The sequence below is a fragment of the Streptomyces sp. NPDC048248 genome, assembly GCF_043201875.1.
Lineage (GTDB): Bacteria > Actinomycetota > Actinomycetes > Streptomycetales > Streptomycetaceae > Streptomyces.
This window is the reverse complement of the sequence record NZ_JBICZL010000026.1, coordinates 1-15,663: the sequence shown is the minus strand read 5'-3', so window position 1 is coordinate 15,663 and position 15,663 is coordinate 1. Positions and strand designations below refer to the sequence as shown.

Sequence of the window (15,663 nt, the reverse complement as noted above, 5' to 3'; positions counted from 1 at the left end):
CTCACCTCGATGACCACTTCGCGTCGGCCACGGGGGTGCGCTGCTCGCCGAGGTCGATCCGCCCGTCCGGCGTGGCGATCGTGGCGGTGATCAGGTCACCCGCGCCCAGGTAGCGCGGGTTCCTGGCCTGGCTCCTGAAGAACGACTTCCACTTCACGGCGGGCGGCAGCAGCGCGCCGATCTTCTCCACCGGCTTGGGCGGCGCCTTGAGGGCCGTGCCGCCAGGGGTGCCGGTCAGCAGCAGGTCACCGGGGTCGAGGGGCTGGAAGCGCGCCAGCAGGGTCAGTGCCTGTGCGGGGCGAACGATCATGTCGGCGAGGGTGCGGTCCTGACGCAGCTCGCCGTTGACCGACAACTTCAGTCGCAGGTCGAGGAGATGGTCGAAGTCCGCCGGCTCCAGCAGGGTCAGATACGGGCCGGTGGGCGTGAAGGTCGGGTACGACTTGCTCTCGTAGAACTGGGTCTTGGTCAGCTGTACGTCGCGGGCGCTGACGTCGTTGGTGACGACGAGCCCGGCGACGTAGGCCGGCAGGTCCCGCTCCGCCACCTCGGTGCCCACCGGCAGCGGCGCCCCGATGACCAGGCCGAGTTCGATCTCGTAGTCCAGGAGTTTCACATGGGAGGGACGGACAACGGTGTCGGTCGGTCCGCTCACCGAGCCGGACGCCTTGCGGAAGAAGGCGGGCGGTATCTCGCCGGTGAATCCCGAATCCCGTGCGTGGCTACGGTAGTTGACCATCTGGGCGACGACGCGACACGGGGTGGTCACCGGTGAGAGGGCCTTCAGGCCGGCGACGGGGGTGCCCGCTTCGCCGGAGGCCGCAGCCTTCTCCACCGCGGCGCGGTCGGCGAGCAGATCGGCTGTGGTGGTGGCCTTGGTGTCGACGGGGACGGCTCGGTCCCCGAGGACGGCCCACCAGCCGTCGGCGGTGCGCAGGACGTCGGTGCTCATGAGGTCATCGCTTTCATCAGGCCCAGCAGGCGTGCGGGGTCGAGTTCGTTGTCGCCGCGCAGGGCCGTGAGGACCTCGCGGAGCTTGGCGGGGGACGGACCGGCGCCGAGGAAGTCACGGGTCACCGGCGGGCCCCACTGCGCGAGACCGCTCGCGGACATGGGTGCCCAGCCGGGTTCGACGTCCCGGGAGAACAGGTCTCCGTCGGCGAAGTGCTCCAGCATGAAGCGGTCCGGGTCGCGCCAGTAGTCGAAGAGCTGGCTGCCCTGGATGTGGCGGCCGATGCCCCAGCTGCGCCGGTAGCCGCGTTCGCCCAGATACTCGCCGCCGGCCGCGATCGCGTCCAGGTCGGTGACCTGGTAGGCGGAGTGCACGTATCCGGTGCCGGGCCCCAGGTGCATCGCGAGGGTGTGGTGGTCCACGGCCCGGCTGCCCTGGTCGCAGCGGATGAAGGCCGTGGTCGGACCACGGTCGCGTTGCCCGTCCAGGAAGAGGAAGTCGGACACGATCATGCCGAGGGTGTCCAGGTACCAGTCGAGGGCATGGCCGAACACCCTTGTCTCCAGGACCACATGACCCAGACGCTGGATTCGGGAGGGCTCGCGCGGCGAGCGCTGAGGGGCGTTCGTACGGCGCGGGTCAGTGCCGAAGTTCAGGATCAGGGGCTGCTGTTCGGGCAGAGCGGGCAGCGGTGCGGCGCAGTGCACGACACGGACGGGGAAGCCCGAGGGGTCGAGCAGCAGGACCTCCTTGCCGCCTCCGGGGACGTCGGCGTCCCGTACGGCCGTGCCGGTGGCGCGGGCAAGTCGGTCCAGGTCGGTGCGCTCGGCCGCACGGAAGGCGGGGCCTGCGAACCGGGACGTGCGGCCCTGCCGGATCACCATGCAGGGCGAGCCGGCGAAGGTGCCGCGCAGCCACAGTTCGCGTGCGCCGCGGGCCGCGACCGCGAACCCGAAGTCACGGGCGAAGACCTCGGCACGGTCCAGGTCGGGCTTCTCGAACTCCAGCCAGGCCAGGTCCGCCACCTTGATGACGGGGTTCCGGGACCGGCCCGGGTGCTCACCGCGCACGGCGCCCCGCTCGCTGTGCAGATCCTGGTGGGGCGTGGCGACGGCGGAGCCGTCGACATGGGTTTCGGACATCGTGCCCTCCGAGCGACAGTGTCGTAATGATGAAATCATCAAGTTTGACAGAAGCCTCGTCAAGAGCTCAGGGACAAGGAATGATGGATTCATCAGAACTGCGGTCGGCATCGAATCCGCGGCTAGACTTCGCGTATGCCTACGTCAGCCCCGCCCGCGAACCGATTCGAGCGCCGCCGCGCCGAGACCCGCCAGGCGCTCGTCCGCGCCGCCCGGCAGATCCTCGCCGAGACCGGGGACACCAGCGCGAGCATCCAGGCTATCGCCGAGCGCGCCGACGTGGGTTTCGGCTCCTTCTACAACCACTTCGAATCGAAGACGGACCTGTTCGACGCGGCGGTGGTGGACGCGTTGGAGGAGTTCGGCCAGACCTTCGACGAGCGGCTGCGCGGGATCGACGACCCTGCGGAACTCGTGGCGGCGGGCTTCCGGCTCAGCGCCCGGATGGCCGACTCCCACCCGGAACTCATGCAGGTGCTCCGCCACCGCGGACTCGGCCATCTCCACGCCGACCGCGGCCTCGCCCCCCGGGCGCTGCGCGACCTGGAAGTCGGCGTCGCCTCCGGCCGCTTCTCCCCGATCGACACGACCGTGGCCCTGTCGGCGCTCGGCGGGACCCTGCTCTCCCTCGTGGAACTGCGGTTCGCCCGCCCGGATCTGGACGGCGACGAGGCGGCGGCGAACCTGGCCGAGATGGTCATGCGCATGCTGGGCGTTCCGCCGGACGAGGCCCGCGAGGTCGCCCGGCGTCCGCTGCCCGACCTCGGCTGACGCGGGAACCTACACGGCGTCCGCATGGTCGGCCTCCCGGACCTCCGTCGCCCCCTCCACCCTGCGCTTGCCGACAGCCCGGCGGCCCGGCAGGACCACGAGGACGATCACCGTGCCGGCGGCCATGATGATTCCGCCGACCAGGCTCGTTCGGGCGACACCCTGGGCGAACGACTCGTGGACGGCGTCGATCAGGACCTGGGACTGCTGCGCGCCGCCGGCCGGATTCCTCGCGATCCGCTCGGCGACGGCAAGGCCACCGCCCACCGAGTCCTCGGCCGCCCGCATGGCCGCGGCCGGCAGCCGGTCGCCCACCATATCGGTCAGCTCGTCCCGGTAGGCCGTACCCAGCAGCGAGCCCAGCACCGCGATCCCCAACGAGCCGCCCAGCTCCAGCGCGGTGTCGTTGGCGCCGCCGCCGACGCCCAGCTCGGACTCCGGGAAGGAACCCATGATGGTGTCGGTGGCAGGGGAGACACTCAGGCCGATCGCGAACCCGAGCAGCAGCATCGGCGTCAGGAAGTCGGTGTACGACGAGCCCTTGTCGACCATCGTGAGCAGGAAGACGCCCGCGGTCCCGATCACCATGCCGGTCACGACCATCGCCTTCATGCCCAGCTTCGGGGTCAGCTGCCCGGTCACCGCGGCGCCGAGGAAGACCGCCCCGGCCAGCGGCAGCAGGCGGGCACCGGTCTCCAGCGCGTCGTAGCCGAGGACGAACTGCAGGAACTGCGTGGAGTAGTAGATCGCGCCGAACGTGCCGAAGAAGAAGAACAGCACCGCCATCATCGAACCGCTGAAGGGACGGATCCGGAACCTGCGCACGTCGAGCATGGGGTGCGGGTGGCGCAACTCCCAGGCGACGAAGGCCAGTAGGCCCGCCCCGGCGACGACGGCGGCAGTGACCGGGCCGGCGCCCCAGCCGAAGTGCGGGCCCTCGATGGTCGCGTAGACCAGGGAGCCGACCGAGATGATGGAGAGCAGGCCGCCCACGTAGTCGATCCGCCCCATCCCGTGCGCCTTCGACGGCGGAACCAGGAACAGTGCGCCGACGACGGCGACGAGGGCGACGGGGACGTTGATCAGGAAGGTCGAGCCCCAGGCGTTGTCCTCCAGCAGCCAGCCGGCCACCAGCGGGCCGACGGCGATCGCGAGACCTGACGTCGCGGTCCAGGCGGTGATGGCCTTGGCACGCTCGCGCTCGGGGAAGATCGCGACCAGCAGGGAGAGCGTGGCCGGCATGACGACGGCGGCTCCGATCCCCATGATCGCGCGAGCCGCGATGACCAGCTCGGTCCCGTCGACCAGGCTGCCCATCACCGAACCGCCCGCGAAGATCAGCAGACCCACGAGGAGCGCGCCGCGGCGGCTGTACTTGTCGCCGATCGACCCCAGCACCAGCATCAGCGCGGCGTACGGGACGGTGTAGCCGTCGATGACCCACTGCAGATCGCTGCTGGACAGGCCGAGATCCGTCGTCATGGCCGGCGCCGCCACGATCAGCGAGGTGTTCGCCATGACGACGATCAGCAGGCTCAGGCACAGCACCAGCAGGGCGGACCAGCGCCGTGCGTACGGCCCGGGCATCTTCTCGACGGGTGTGTTGGCGAGGAACGGCATCGGGTGCTCCTAGGGGTACGAGTTAATTGCCCGTCGATGTGCAGACTAGTTTGTTGCACATGCGTGTGCAAATATCGCGAGTGGACCGCCCTACCACTGCCCGAGGTGCTGACGTGACCAGCCGACCAGCCCCGCACGCCTCCCGGAGCCACCGGGCGCGCACCACCCGCACCCGCATCCTGGAAGCGGCCCGACGGGAGCTGGGCCGGAACCCGGACAGCGGCCTGGGCGCCATCGCCGAGGCCGCCGGCGTGGCCCGTCGCACCGTCTACGCGCACTTCGCCGGCCGGGACGCGCTCGTCGAGGGACTCGCCGCGGATGCCGACGAAGCGATACGCCGCGCGGTCGCCGTCGCCCACGCCCCGGCCGCCGACCCTGCAAGCGCCCTGGCCCGCTTCATCGTCACCCTGTGGCCGGTCGGCGACCGCTACCGCATCCTCATCAGGCTCGCCTGCCGGGACATGAGGGCCGACCGGATGAGCGAAGCCCTGGCGCCCGCCCGCGAAACGGTCACCCGGATTCTGGCCTCGGGCCGGCGACAGGGCGCCTTCCATGCCGCCATTCAGCCGGGCCCCCTCGGCAGGGCCCTCGAAGCGCACCTTCTGGCACTCCTGGACAGCGTCAACACCGGCACCTGGGCCGACGACGGCACGGCCGCCGCCACCGCCGCGCTGATCGCCATGGGCGTCGACAGCGGCGTCGCCACCGAAACGGTCCACCGACTGCACGGCACCGGGCCGACGTCGCCACCCCAAGGGCAGACGTCACCGCCACCGGCAGAGGAGCGGGCGTAATTAGTTGCACGTCGGCGAGTAATTATGCCTGCCGTGCGGCTTCAGAAGATCCGATAGCGCCGCCCCGCTTCCAGGCACTCTGAGCCGGGGCGCAGCGTGTGGGCGGCCGCCCGGGGACTCAGTCCTCGGCAGCGCGCTCCGCGGCCGCCGCCAAGGCGACCTCGTCGACCACGACGCGTGCCCGCCTCTCCGGCACACCGGCCGCGACAAGTGTCGCGACGGCCGTGCGGGCCCCATCGTCCTCCAGCGCCCCGGAGTTGACCTCCTCCAGCAGCGCGACCGTCATCGCTTCGAGTCCGGCGCTCAGGACACCGGGCGGCAGAAGGGTGTGGAAGACGCCGTCGCGCTGCCCTCGCTGCAGGATGGCGGTGCCCTCGTCGCGAGCCGGCTTCAGGATCTCGGCAACGCGGTCCAATCCCAGGTCCCGCCTGGCCAGCGACAGGAGGAAGCGATAGCGGTCCCCCAGGTGCCACATCGAGAACGTGAAATGCGCCAGCGCCCGCTCGGCCGGCTCCTCGGGCCTCGTGGCGGTGGCCAGGGTGCTGCGCAGGGCATCGGAGGCTTCCTCGGCCAGGGCCTCCAGCAGCGCCGTGCGTCCGGGGAAATGACCGTAGAGGGTGCGTCGCACCACTCCCGAGGCGCGCGCGAGCTCTTCCAGGGTGAGGTCGGGGTTGCGGCCGAGCTCGTGGCGGGCCGTGGCCAGGATGCGCGCCCGGTTGGACCGCGCATTGCGTCGCTGGGGAGCGCGGGCCACGGGCTTGGTCACGGGAACCTCGGTGCGTCAGTGCGGGGAACGACGAGCAGGACGAACGGCGCAGCCATTCTGACACGCAGGCCATCCGTACCGGCCGGACCGTGGGCCCCGCCGAGGGCTATGCGGAGCCCGCTACCGGCAGTCCCGCTACCGGCAACGCGGCCGACTCGGACAGCTCGGCCCAGACCGTCTTGCCCGCCCGGCCATGGCGCGTTCCCCACCGCTCCGCGAGTTGGGCGACCAGGAGCAGGCCGCGGCCTCCCTCGTCGAAGACGCGGGCCCGGCGCAGATGCGGGGAGGTGCTGCCGCCGTCGGAGACCTCGCACATGAGGGCCCGGTCATGGATGAGGCGCACGCGGATGGGGGGCCGGCCGTAGCGGAGGGCATTGGTGACCAGTTCACTGACCACCAGCTCGGTGGTGAAGGTGAGCTCTTCGAGTCCCCAGGTGGTCAGCTGCCGGGAGGCCCAGGACCGGGTCCGGGCGACGGCGGCCGGGTCGGCGTCCAGATCCCGGGTGGCGACCTGGCCGGCTCCGAGAATGCGGGTGCGGGCCAGGAGGAGCGCGACGTCGTCGCGTGGTCGGCCTGCGGGCAGCAGCGTCTCCAGCACGGTCTCGCAGGCCGCGTCCAAGGAGGGAGCGGACTGCCCGAGGGCGTGGTGCAGCAGGGTCAGGCCCGCCTCGACGTCGCGGTCCCGGGCGGAGATCAGACCGTCTGTGTAGAGCACGAGGAGGCTGCCTTCGGGCAGTTCGATCTCGGCCGCTTCGAAGGGCAGGCCGCCCAGGCCCAAGGGCGCGCCGGCAGGCAGGTCGAGGAGGTCGACGGTGCCGTCCGGGGCCACCACGGAAGGCAGCACGTGCCCGGCGCGCGCCACGGTGCAGCAGCCGGTGACGGGATCGTAGACCGCGTACAGGCAGGTGGCGCCGATGTCCCCGACGGATGCGGTGTCCGGGCCGGTCGGGACTTCGGAGGACAGGCGGATGACGACGTCGTCGAGGTGCGTGAGGAGTTCGTCGGGCGGCAGGTCGATGTCCGCCAGGGTGCGTACGGCGGTCCGCAGGCGGCCCATGGTGGCGGCGGCGTGGATGCCGTGGCCGACGACGTCACCCACCACGAGGGCGACCCGGGCTCCCGACAGCGGGATGACGTCGTACCAGTCGCCGCCCACACCCGCCCGGGCGCCTGCGGGCAGGTAGCGGGCGGCGACCTCCACGGCGGACTGCGGCGCAGTGCGGCGCGGGAGGAGGCTGCGCTGAAGGGTGAGGGCGGTGGCGCGCGCCTGTGTGTAGCGGCCGGCGTGGTCGACGGCGACCGCCGCTCGGGCGGCGATCTCCTGCGCGAGGAGCAGGTCTTCGTCGTCGAAGGGGCCGGGAGTACGGTGCCGGAGGAAGTGCGCGACGCCCAGGGTGCGGTCCCGGGCACGCAGCGGCACCACCAGCGTCGAGTGGATGCGCTGGGCGCCGGCGGTGCGGAGGACATCAGGGGGCGCTGCCGCACCGGCGTCGAGGTGATGCCGTGAGGGCCGACCGGTGACCAGAGCGCGGTCCGGTGGCGAACCGGCCGGAAAAGTGTGGACCCGCTCCGAACGGGGCGGCGATTCAGCGGCGTCCTCCCCCGCCGACCGCTGAGCGAACCGGCGCAGCACGAACGGCCCTTCAGCAGGAGGGTCGTCTCCTCGCAGCACGGCGTCGAACAGATCGACGGTGACAAGGTCGGCGAAGCGCTCGGTGGCGACGTCCGCGAGCTCCTGGGTGGTGCGCGAGATGTCCAGGGTGGTGCCGATGCGCATGCTCGCCTCGTTCACGATCGACAGCCGCCCTTGCAGGCGATGGTCCCGCTCCTCCTGGTAGGCCGTCACGCCGTGCTCCGACATGCGGTCGACGTACCCGGTCGCCGTCGCGATCAGCTTGCGCGCTGCGGCGCTGATCAGTTCGGCATCGCCGGTCAGCCGGGGCATCTCCTGGAGCAGCCGGTCGAGTATCACCCCCTGCGCAAGCCGGAAGGCCCGCAGCATCACGCTGACCGGCGTGCCGTGCCGGGCGAGTCGACGCGCGCGCTCCAGGTCGCCGGGCGATGTCTCGATCCGGCTGGGCTCGATGCCGTGTTCCAGGCCGGCCAGGGCGGCGAGTACGTGCTCGGCGACGCTCTCCGCCGTCATCCGGGCGATGTCCGGGTCTTCCCACACCTCGGGAACGTCACGCCGCAAGGACCGTTCCACGTCATGGATCAGCTGATCCGCTCGCCGGCTGAGTTCACGCGCGCCACGGGACACGAGACCGTCCGCAGTCAAGTCCACACCTATGACGTTACGCCGCGGAGGAGGGCACGCACCGGGGAGCGGATCCCCCTGCGCGCACGCCCCCGGCCCGAGGGACGTGCCCTCCTCCGCCGCATTCGCACGAGATGAGTCCTTTCCGCAGAGGCCGGAGGTCACCTCCTCCGACGCTGCCCAGCAGATGCATCTCCCCGTACTCGTCCGAGCTTGGCAGACCGTGCGATGCCTCGGTGTGCAGCCCTCCCACGCCCGCAGCGGAGAACGCTGACCAAGTGCGCCGTCGAGCAGGGCAGATGGCAACCACCGGATCGTCGAGGAGCGATGATTTCGCAACGGCGCCGCAGTCTCCTTTGCCGTACACCCGAATTGACAACAGGAGCGACTCCCATGCGCATCGTGATCAGCGAGTTCATGAGCCTCGATGGCATCGTGCAGGCACCGGGCGGGCCCGACGAGGACACCGACGTCGGCTTCGCCCACGGCGGCTGGTCACACCCCTTCTTCGATCCGGAGGTGGTGGGCGGCGCCTTCGACGACGCCATGTCCAACGCGGAGGCGCTGCTGTTCGGCCGCCGCACCTGGCAGACCATGGCCGCGGCCTGGCCCGAACGTGCCGGTGACCCCTTCGCCGACAGAATGAACGCCATCCCCAAGCACGTCGTCTCCCGGACCCTCCACGATGACGAACTGACCTGGGCGAACACCACGCGCATCCCCGGCGACAACGCCCTCTCCCGCATCCGGCAGCTGCGCAGGACCGCCGGGGGCGACCTGCTGGTCATGGGGAGCCCCACCCTCGTACGCGCCCTCCTGCGCGAGGGACTCGTCGACGAGCTCCGCCTCATGATCATGCCGGTTCTCCTCGGCGGCGGAAAAACGATCTTTCCCGACGACAGAGCACGACGCGCCCTCGAACTCGTCTCCACGGCCACCAGCCCCACCGGCGTCCACGTGTGCACCTACCGGCCGGCCGCGAAGTAGTGAGGGGGATCCCGGGGCGGCCGGCCGTTCACGGGTGACGTGACCCAGCCCTGCCGCCGCCGTAGGCCGGAGGCATCTCCGGGGCGGCTGCTGATGCCGCTCCAGGGAGGCAGCCTGACGTCGGGTCAGGTCAGGCAGTCCGCCGGGTGTCGGGTGGGCCGCTCGGCGGCTTCCGTGCGGAGGGGCCCGGCTCCGGGGTCGCTCACCGGATCGGGAAGGGTCAAATCCGCGGTCTGCGCCGCTCGCTCCTGCCCTGCCCGCCCCGCCGTCGCTTCCTTCGGATGACGGGCGGCGAAGCCGACGGCGACGGTGTTCGCGGTGACGATCGCAGCGATGGCCAGCCACGATGCGAGGTCGAGGCGCTGGCCGAGGACCAGCATGCCGGCCAGGGCGGCGAACACCGGATTGACGCTCATGAACGTGCCGAAGAAGTGGGCGGGGACGCGGCGCAGTGCGAGCAGATCGGCCAGGAACGGCACCGCGGACGACAGCACGCCGGCGGCCAGCGCGCACAGCAGGGCGCCGGAGGTGGGCCGGTGCAGCCACAGGACGACGGCGCCGACGGGCAAATAGAGCAGTCCGGAGACGGCAGCGGCGGCGGCCGACCCCTCCAGGCCGGGCAGACGCGCGCCCACAGTGCGGTTCAGCAGGATGTAGCAACCCCAGCAGACGGCGGCCGTCAGCCCCAGGCCGATGCCCAGGTAGTCAGTACTGGGCCGGGGTCGGACGAGAACCACCACGGCGACCGCGGCAGCAACCGCGCACAGCAGATCGACGCGGCGCCGGGAGCTCACCAGCGCCACGGTCAGCGGGCCGAGAAACTCCAGGGTGACCGCAAGGCCGAGCCCGATCCGGTCGATCGCCGTGTACAGCGTCAGGTTCATCGTCGCGAAGACCACGGCAAGCCCCAGCACCGGGCGCCACTGTGCCGCGGTGAACGCGCGCAGCTTGGGGCGGCCCGCGCCCAGCAGCACCGCGGCGGCCACCCACTGGCGTACCGCGACCACGCCCACCGGCCCCAGAACCGGAAAGGCGAAGGCGGCAACCGAGGCCCCGATCTGATTGGACATGCCGCTGCCGAGCATCAGCGCCATCCCTGGCCAGCGGGGCGAGGCGGCCTGCTGCGAGGCGGCTTTCGTCGTCGGTACACGCTCGTCGGTCGGCATGGACCCACACTCCGCCGGAGCGATCCATGCCCAAAATGCATCCGACGCGCCATCTATACGATGGACGTATGGATGGCAGGACCGGACTGGAGCTGAGGCATCTGCGCTGCCTGGTCGCGATCGTCGACGAGGGCACCTTCACCGACGCCGCGATCGAGCTGGGCACCTCCCAAGCGGCCGTGTCCCGCACCCTGATCGCGCTGGAGCGGATCCTGGGCGTGCGGTTGCTGCATCGCACCAGCCGTACCGTCACCCCCACCACCGCCGGCGTACAGGTACTCGCCCGCGCCCGACAGCTGCTCACCGACGCCGATCAACTGGTCCGTGAAGCCACCACCGGCCACACCCGGCTGCACATCGGCCACGCCTGGTCGGCGATGGGTCGCCACACCGCGGAGTTCCAGCGCCGCTGGCACGACCGCTACCCCGACATCGCACTGCACCTGATCCGTCACAACACCCCCACCGGAGGTCTCGCCGAGGGCCTGTGCGACCTGGCCGTCATCCGCACCCCCGTCGACACCCACCGCTACGCCCACGCCCTCGTCGGCCACGAACGCCGCTACCTCGCGCTCGCCTCCGACGACCGGTGGGCCAGGCGCCGCTCCATCCGCCTGGCGGAGATCCGCGCGCGCACCCTGGTCGTGGACCATCGCACCGGCACCACCACCCTGGACCTGTGGCCCGAGGACGCCCGCCCGGCCGTGGAGTACACCCACGACATCGACGACTGGCTCGCCGCCATCGCCACCGGCCGCTGCGTCGGCATGACGGCCCAGGCCACCACCGCCCAGTACCGCCGCGACGGCATCACCTACCGCCCCCTGCGCGACGCCGACCCGGTCCCCGTCCACCTCATATGGCGGCGACACGACCCCCACCCCGCCACCCACGCCGTCGCCGCCCTTCTCTCCGACCTCTACCGCGAGGACGGCTGACGCCCGGGCGGCGGGTGGGCCCGGCGTCGGCGGGAGCGGTGCTTTTGACCCGCTGGTGCGTCGCGCGCTTTGATCTCGCGGGTCAGTGTGACGTGGGACGACGAGGGCGCGGGTGCGCCGGGCATGGTGGTCAGGGGTGGGTGGAAGATCGCTGGGGCGGCGGTTCGAGTGGCTCTGGGCGGCGTTCGCGGTCAGCACGTTCGGGTCCTGGCTCGCGCTCGACGCGTTCCCCCTGATCGCCCTCGTCGTTCTGCATGCCGGGCCGACCGAGGTATCGGTGATGGCGGCCGCGGGACTGGCGGTGGGGGCGGCGGTCGCGGTGCCGCTCGGCCCGTGGGTGGAGTTCCGCCGCAAGCGGCCGGTGATGATGGCGATGGACCTGATCCGGTTCACCGCGCTGCTCAGCATCCCCGCCGCGTTCGTGCTCGGCCGGCTCGGATTCGCACAGCTGCTGGCCGTATCGGTCGTCGTCGCCGCGGCCAACATCACCTTCCGGGCGGCGAGCGGCGCGTACCTCAAAGCGCTCGTGCCACGCGAGGACCTGCTCGTCGCGAACGGACGGTTCGAGGCCACCACCTGGACGGCCACCGCGCTCGGCCCGCCGCTCGGCGGTGCCGCGATCGGGCTGTTCGGCCCGGTGACGACCGTGCTGGCCGACGCGGTCAGCTTCCTGCTGTCCGCGGCGGGGATCGGCGCGATCGGCGGGAAGGAGCCGCAGCCCCCGCGCCCGGAGACACCACGGCGCCGGGCGGGCGACCTGCTCGAAGGGTGGCGCTATCTCCTCGCCCACCCCGCCCTTCGCCCGCTGTTCTTCAACACGCTCCTGGTCAACAGCCTGATCATGGCCGCATCGCCGGTGCTCGCCGTCCTCATGCTCGACCACCTTGGGTTCGCACCCTGGCAGTACGGCCTGGCGTTCGGCGTGCCCTGCCTCGGGGGGCTGCTCGGCTCACGCCTTGCTCCCCGGCTCGTCGCGCGTTTCGGGCAGTACAAGGTGCTGCTCACCTTTGGTGCGCTGCGTACGTGCTGGGTGCCCGGGTTGGCCTTCATCCGCCCCGGCGCTGCCGGGCTCGTGCTCGTCATCGTCGTCGAGTTCGGGCTGATCACCTGCATGGGCGTGTTCAACCCGGTGTTCGCCACCTATCGGCTCGACCGCATCCCGACGGACCGGGTCGCCCGTACCCTCTCCGCGTGGTCGGTCACCGGCAACGCCACCATCGCCGCCCTGACCGCCCTGTGGGGCCTGCTGGCCGGCGTCACCGGCCCCCGCACCGCGATCGGGGTCGCCGGTCTCCTCATGCTGGCGGCCCCGCTCCTCCTCCCCCTGCGCGACCGCGCCCCGCAGCGGGAGGGAGAACCGGGCGGAGCGGTCCGATCATTCAAGTGGCCATGGAGGCAAGCCAGTTGATCAGGAGCTGGTTGACCTCGTCGGGGCGCTCCTGCTGGATCCAGTGGCCACAGTCGAGGATGTGGGAGGAGACAAGACCGGGGAGCGTGGTGGGGTATGCCGCGATGGCCTCCGACATCCAGGCCGTGGAGGCGTCCAGGCTGCCGCCGATGAAGAGGGAGGGCTGGGTGAGCGGGGCGCCCTCGAAGTCGCCGAGGTCTTCCCAGTCCCGGTCCATGTTGCGGTAGCGGTTGAGCGGCCCGCTCATGCCGCTCCGCTCGAACTCCCCCGCGTAGACGTCGAGATCGTGCTCACTGAGCCAGCCGGGCCGCGGTCCGGTCGGGAACCGGTCGCGCAGCGTCCCGCCCCGGCTGACGAAGTGCGGGCCGGGCGCATCGGAGGGGAGCATGGTGTCGGCGGACAGGGCGGCGTAGAAGCCCGCGAGCCAGCCGCGTACGTCGGGCTCGATCTCGGCCTCGGCGCGACCGGGCTCCTGGAAGTACGAGACGTAGAACTCCTCTTCCCCACTCATCCGCGCGAAGACCTGACCGGGCCTCGGACCGCCGGGCGGGGCGTAGGGCACGCCGATCAGTCCCACGGCGCGGAAGACATCCGGCCTGATCAGGGCGGAAGTGGCGGCGATGGTGGCCCCCCAGTCATGACCGACGATCACTGCGTCCCGCTCGCCCAGGGCCTCCACCGCCGCGACGTTGTCCTCGACCAGGTCGAGCATCCGGTACGCGGCGACGTCCCCGGGCTTCGAGGAACGGCCGTAGCCGCGAACATCGATGGCGACCGCGCGGTACCCGGCATCGGCCAACGCCGACAGCTGGTGCCGCCAGGAGTACCAGGACTCCGGAAAGCCGTGCACGAGCAGCACCAGAGGACCGGTACCGCTCTCGACCAGGTGGATCCGCCCTGCGGGCCCGGGGACCGTGCGGTGAATGATGTCCGTGGACTGCGGCGACATGGATCCTCCAGGGCTCGTGACCTGTCGTACGCGACGACCGATGCCCCGATCATCGGCGAGCGCGTGGGCCCGGAGCGAGTCCTGTTGCCGCTTCGGCAAAGCGACGAGCACGAGGGGCGGCCGTGACTCCCGCACCGTCCTGCTCGCAATGGAAACTCAGGCGGATGACCGGGACATGACGCATAATCGGCCGGATGAGATCGATCAGAGCGGCCGCCATCGGTGCCGCGCTCGTGCTCACCGTTTCCTCCTGCGCAGCGGACAGCGATTCCGGAAGTTCCGGCGCCGGGTGTCCCGCGAGCGCCGAGTCCCGCAAGCCCTCGCAGAGTTGGGACCGGCCGGCGGACTTCGACAACGACGGCTATCCCGACGCTGTGGATGTGGTGACCGGCGACCCGGCCACCGTCCAGGGCACTCCGCCCGTCGTGCTGAGCCGGGGGGCGATCGGGCCGCTCGCGGTCTTCATGGGTGGCAAGGACGGGCTGCGTCCCACCGGTCGGCCGCTGACCGACGGCGTGGTCCCGCCGGGCTCCGGCGGGAAGTGGAAGGAGGGTTTCGCCCGCACCTACACGGCCGATCTCGACGCCGACGGCTACACCGACGTGCTCGCCGCGCAGCTGATCCCCAAGAACGAGTATGTCGACAAGTACACGAGATCGATGGTGCTCTTCCGTGGCGGTCCGAAGGGCCTGGGCGCCGAACCGGTCGTCGTCCCCTACCCGTCGGGCCCGGCGCACACCCAGTCCCCACCCACGGCGATCGGTGACTTCAACGGGGACGACCGCGCCGATGTGCTCGCCCCGGTCCCGGGCAAGGCACCGGGTGCGATCGGCCAGATCCTCTACGGGCCGTTCGGCGCCGACGGCCGCCCCGCCTCGACCCGCACCCTCACCGTAGGAGACCCCGCCCCCGACCTCGGCTACTACTCCTCGCTGCTGTCCGCCGACATCGACGCCGACGGCCGGACCGACCTGCTGCTCACCGTCGAGACGGACGACCCCGAGGACGACTTCGAGGGCGGCACCTACCACCCTCTCCGCTGGTTCCGCGGCACCGCCGAAGACGGCATGGTGGAAGCCGAGTCGCCCCCGGGCAAGTACAGCGCGAACATCACGACCGGCACCGACTTCGACGCGGACGGCTACCCGGACACACTGCTGACCGGCCCCGGCCTCAAGGTCAGCGGCCGGCCCATGCTGCGCGGCGGCCCGGACGGATTCCGCCCCGGCGTACGGAGCCTGCGTTCCGACGGTCTGGGCGGGCCGCTGGTCACGGGCGACATCACAGGGGACGGGCGGGCCGAGAGCGTGTCCACCATCGGGACCGGGAAGTACGCCACCACGCAGAAGATCCTGGTGTCGGAGCACAGGGCGACGAAGGACGGCGCCCGGATGCGCTCCCTGCAGCGCATCTCACACAACGACAAGGCCCTTCGTGGCACGGCCTCCAGGACCGGGTTCGGCGACACCCTGCGGCTCCTCGACGCCGAACAGGACGGCTGCGACGACCTGTTGGCCGGCTCCGCCTTCACGGGATCCTCCTACCGGCGCGGCGGCTACTGGGTGCTCCGCGGCGGCGCGGACGGGCTGCGCACCAAGGGCATCCGTCACTACGGACTGCGGGAGCTGGGCCTGCTGACGAGGTGAACGCCCCGGCACACACAGGGCAGCACACGCCACGGTCGGTGCAGCTACGTACACGCCCCGTCGGCGACCCACCAACCGGACTCGGACCGGTTCGACGCGTACACCGACGACCTCGCCGACCTCGCCGCCCGTCTTTAGAAGCCGTTTCTTATGGCGCGTTGGCTCGTTGAGTGGTGCATGACGGATCTGGTTGAGCGGTTGGTTCCGGATGAGTTGTGGGTGTTGTTTCGTCGGGTGGTTCCGCCGACGGTGGTGATACGTCCGCAG

At 71.2% G+C, this 15,663-nt stretch carries 13 protein-coding genes; 6 read left to right on the top strand and 7 right to left on the bottom strand.

The window, feature by feature from the left end:
- Position 1 precedes the first annotated feature (1 nt).
- Positions 2–952 carry a fumarylacetoacetate hydrolase family protein gene (locus tag ACGFZW_RS35095; protein ID WP_393897374.1) on the bottom strand — a complete coding sequence of 317 codons (951 nt, stop codon included), beginning with the start codon at positions 950–952 and terminating at the stop codon, positions 2–4.
- Entirely contained in the window at positions 949–2,094 is a 1,146-nt protein-coding gene (locus tag ACGFZW_RS35090; RefSeq protein WP_393897373.1) for a VOC family protein, read from the bottom strand. The genes ACGFZW_RS35095 and ACGFZW_RS35090 overlap by 4 nt, the downstream gene beginning before the upstream one ends.
- 135 nt (positions 2,095–2,229) lie before the next feature.
- Between ACGFZW_RS35090 and ACGFZW_RS35085 the strand changes: the two genes are divergently transcribed.
- Complete coding sequence (locus tag ACGFZW_RS35085) at positions 2,230–2,865, top strand: TetR/AcrR family transcriptional regulator (RefSeq protein WP_393897372.1); 636 nt, start codon at positions 2,230–2,232, stop codon at positions 2,863–2,865.
- A gap of 9 nt (positions 2,866–2,874) precedes the next feature.
- Here ACGFZW_RS35085 and ACGFZW_RS35080 read toward each other — a convergent pair whose 3' ends face one another.
- Positions 2,875–4,485 (bottom strand): MFS transporter, encoded by a 1,611-nt coding sequence (locus ACGFZW_RS35080; RefSeq protein WP_393897371.1) that lies wholly within the window; start codon positions 4,483–4,485, stop codon positions 2,875–2,877.
- Positions 4,486–4,598: 113 nt separating this feature from the next.
- Between ACGFZW_RS35080 and ACGFZW_RS35075 the strand changes: the two genes are divergently transcribed.
- Positions 4,599–5,279: a TetR/AcrR family transcriptional regulator gene (locus ACGFZW_RS35075; protein WP_393897370.1), complete on the top strand. Its 681-nt coding sequence runs from the start codon at positions 4,599–4,601 to the stop codon at positions 5,277–5,279.
- Positions 5,280–5,397: 118 nt separating this feature from the next.
- Here ACGFZW_RS35075 and ACGFZW_RS35070 read toward each other — a convergent pair whose 3' ends face one another.
- Together ACGFZW_RS35070 and ACGFZW_RS35065 are read right to left on the bottom strand one after the other, a co-directional pair.
- The gene (locus ACGFZW_RS35070) at positions 5,398–6,045 is read right to left on the bottom strand and encodes a TetR/AcrR family transcriptional regulator (protein ID WP_393897369.1); all 648 of its coding nucleotides are present in this window, start codon (positions 6,043–6,045) and stop codon (positions 5,398–5,400) included.
- 106 nt (positions 6,046–6,151) lie between these two features.
- The gene (locus tag ACGFZW_RS35065) at positions 6,152–8,329 is read right to left on the bottom strand and encodes a SpoIIE family protein phosphatase (RefSeq protein ID WP_393897368.1); all 2,178 of its coding nucleotides are present in this window, start codon (positions 8,327–8,329) and stop codon (positions 6,152–6,154) included.
- A gap of 366 nt (positions 8,330–8,695) precedes the next feature.
- Here ACGFZW_RS35065 and ACGFZW_RS35060 point away from each other — a divergent pair, with 366 nt between their 5' ends.
- Positions 8,696–9,289 (top strand): dihydrofolate reductase family protein, encoded by a 594-nt coding sequence (locus tag ACGFZW_RS35060; protein ID WP_393897367.1) that lies wholly within the window; start codon positions 8,696–8,698, stop codon positions 9,287–9,289.
- A 125-nt stretch (positions 9,290–9,414) separates the two neighbouring features.
- Here ACGFZW_RS35060 and ACGFZW_RS35055 read toward each other — a convergent pair whose 3' ends face one another.
- Positions 9,415–10,383 (bottom strand): DMT family transporter, encoded by a 969-nt coding sequence (locus tag ACGFZW_RS35055; protein ID WP_393897426.1) that lies wholly within the window; start codon positions 10,381–10,383, stop codon positions 9,415–9,417.
- A 140-nt stretch (positions 10,384–10,523) separates the two neighbouring features.
- Here ACGFZW_RS35055 and ACGFZW_RS35050 point away from each other — a divergent pair, with 140 nt between their 5' ends.
- Both ACGFZW_RS35050 and ACGFZW_RS35045 read left to right on the top strand, forming a co-directional pair.
- Positions 10,524–11,393, top strand: a complete 870-nt coding sequence (locus tag ACGFZW_RS35050; protein WP_393897366.1) for a LysR family transcriptional regulator — start codon at positions 10,524–10,526, stop codon at positions 11,391–11,393.
- A 136-nt stretch (positions 11,394–11,529) separates the two neighbouring features.
- On the top strand, positions 11,530–12,801 hold the full coding sequence (locus ACGFZW_RS35045; protein ID WP_393897365.1) for an MFS transporter: 1,272 nt from the start codon (positions 11,530–11,532) through the stop codon (positions 12,799–12,801).
- Here the strand turns inward: ACGFZW_RS35045 and ACGFZW_RS35040 are convergent.
- Positions 12,773–13,750 carry an alpha/beta fold hydrolase gene (locus ACGFZW_RS35040; RefSeq protein ID WP_393897364.1) on the bottom strand — a complete coding sequence of 326 codons (978 nt, stop codon included), beginning with the start codon at positions 13,748–13,750 and terminating at the stop codon, positions 12,773–12,775. The two genes, ACGFZW_RS35045 and ACGFZW_RS35040, sit on opposite strands and share 29 nt — an antisense overlap.
- Positions 13,751–13,944: 194 nt before the next feature.
- On the opposite strand from ACGFZW_RS35040, the gene ACGFZW_RS35035 reads away from it, so the two are divergent.
- Complete coding sequence (locus ACGFZW_RS35035) at positions 13,945–15,396, top strand: hypothetical protein (RefSeq protein ID WP_393897363.1); 1,452 nt, start codon at positions 13,945–13,947, stop codon at positions 15,394–15,396.
- Positions 15,397–15,663 lie beyond the last annotated feature (267 nt).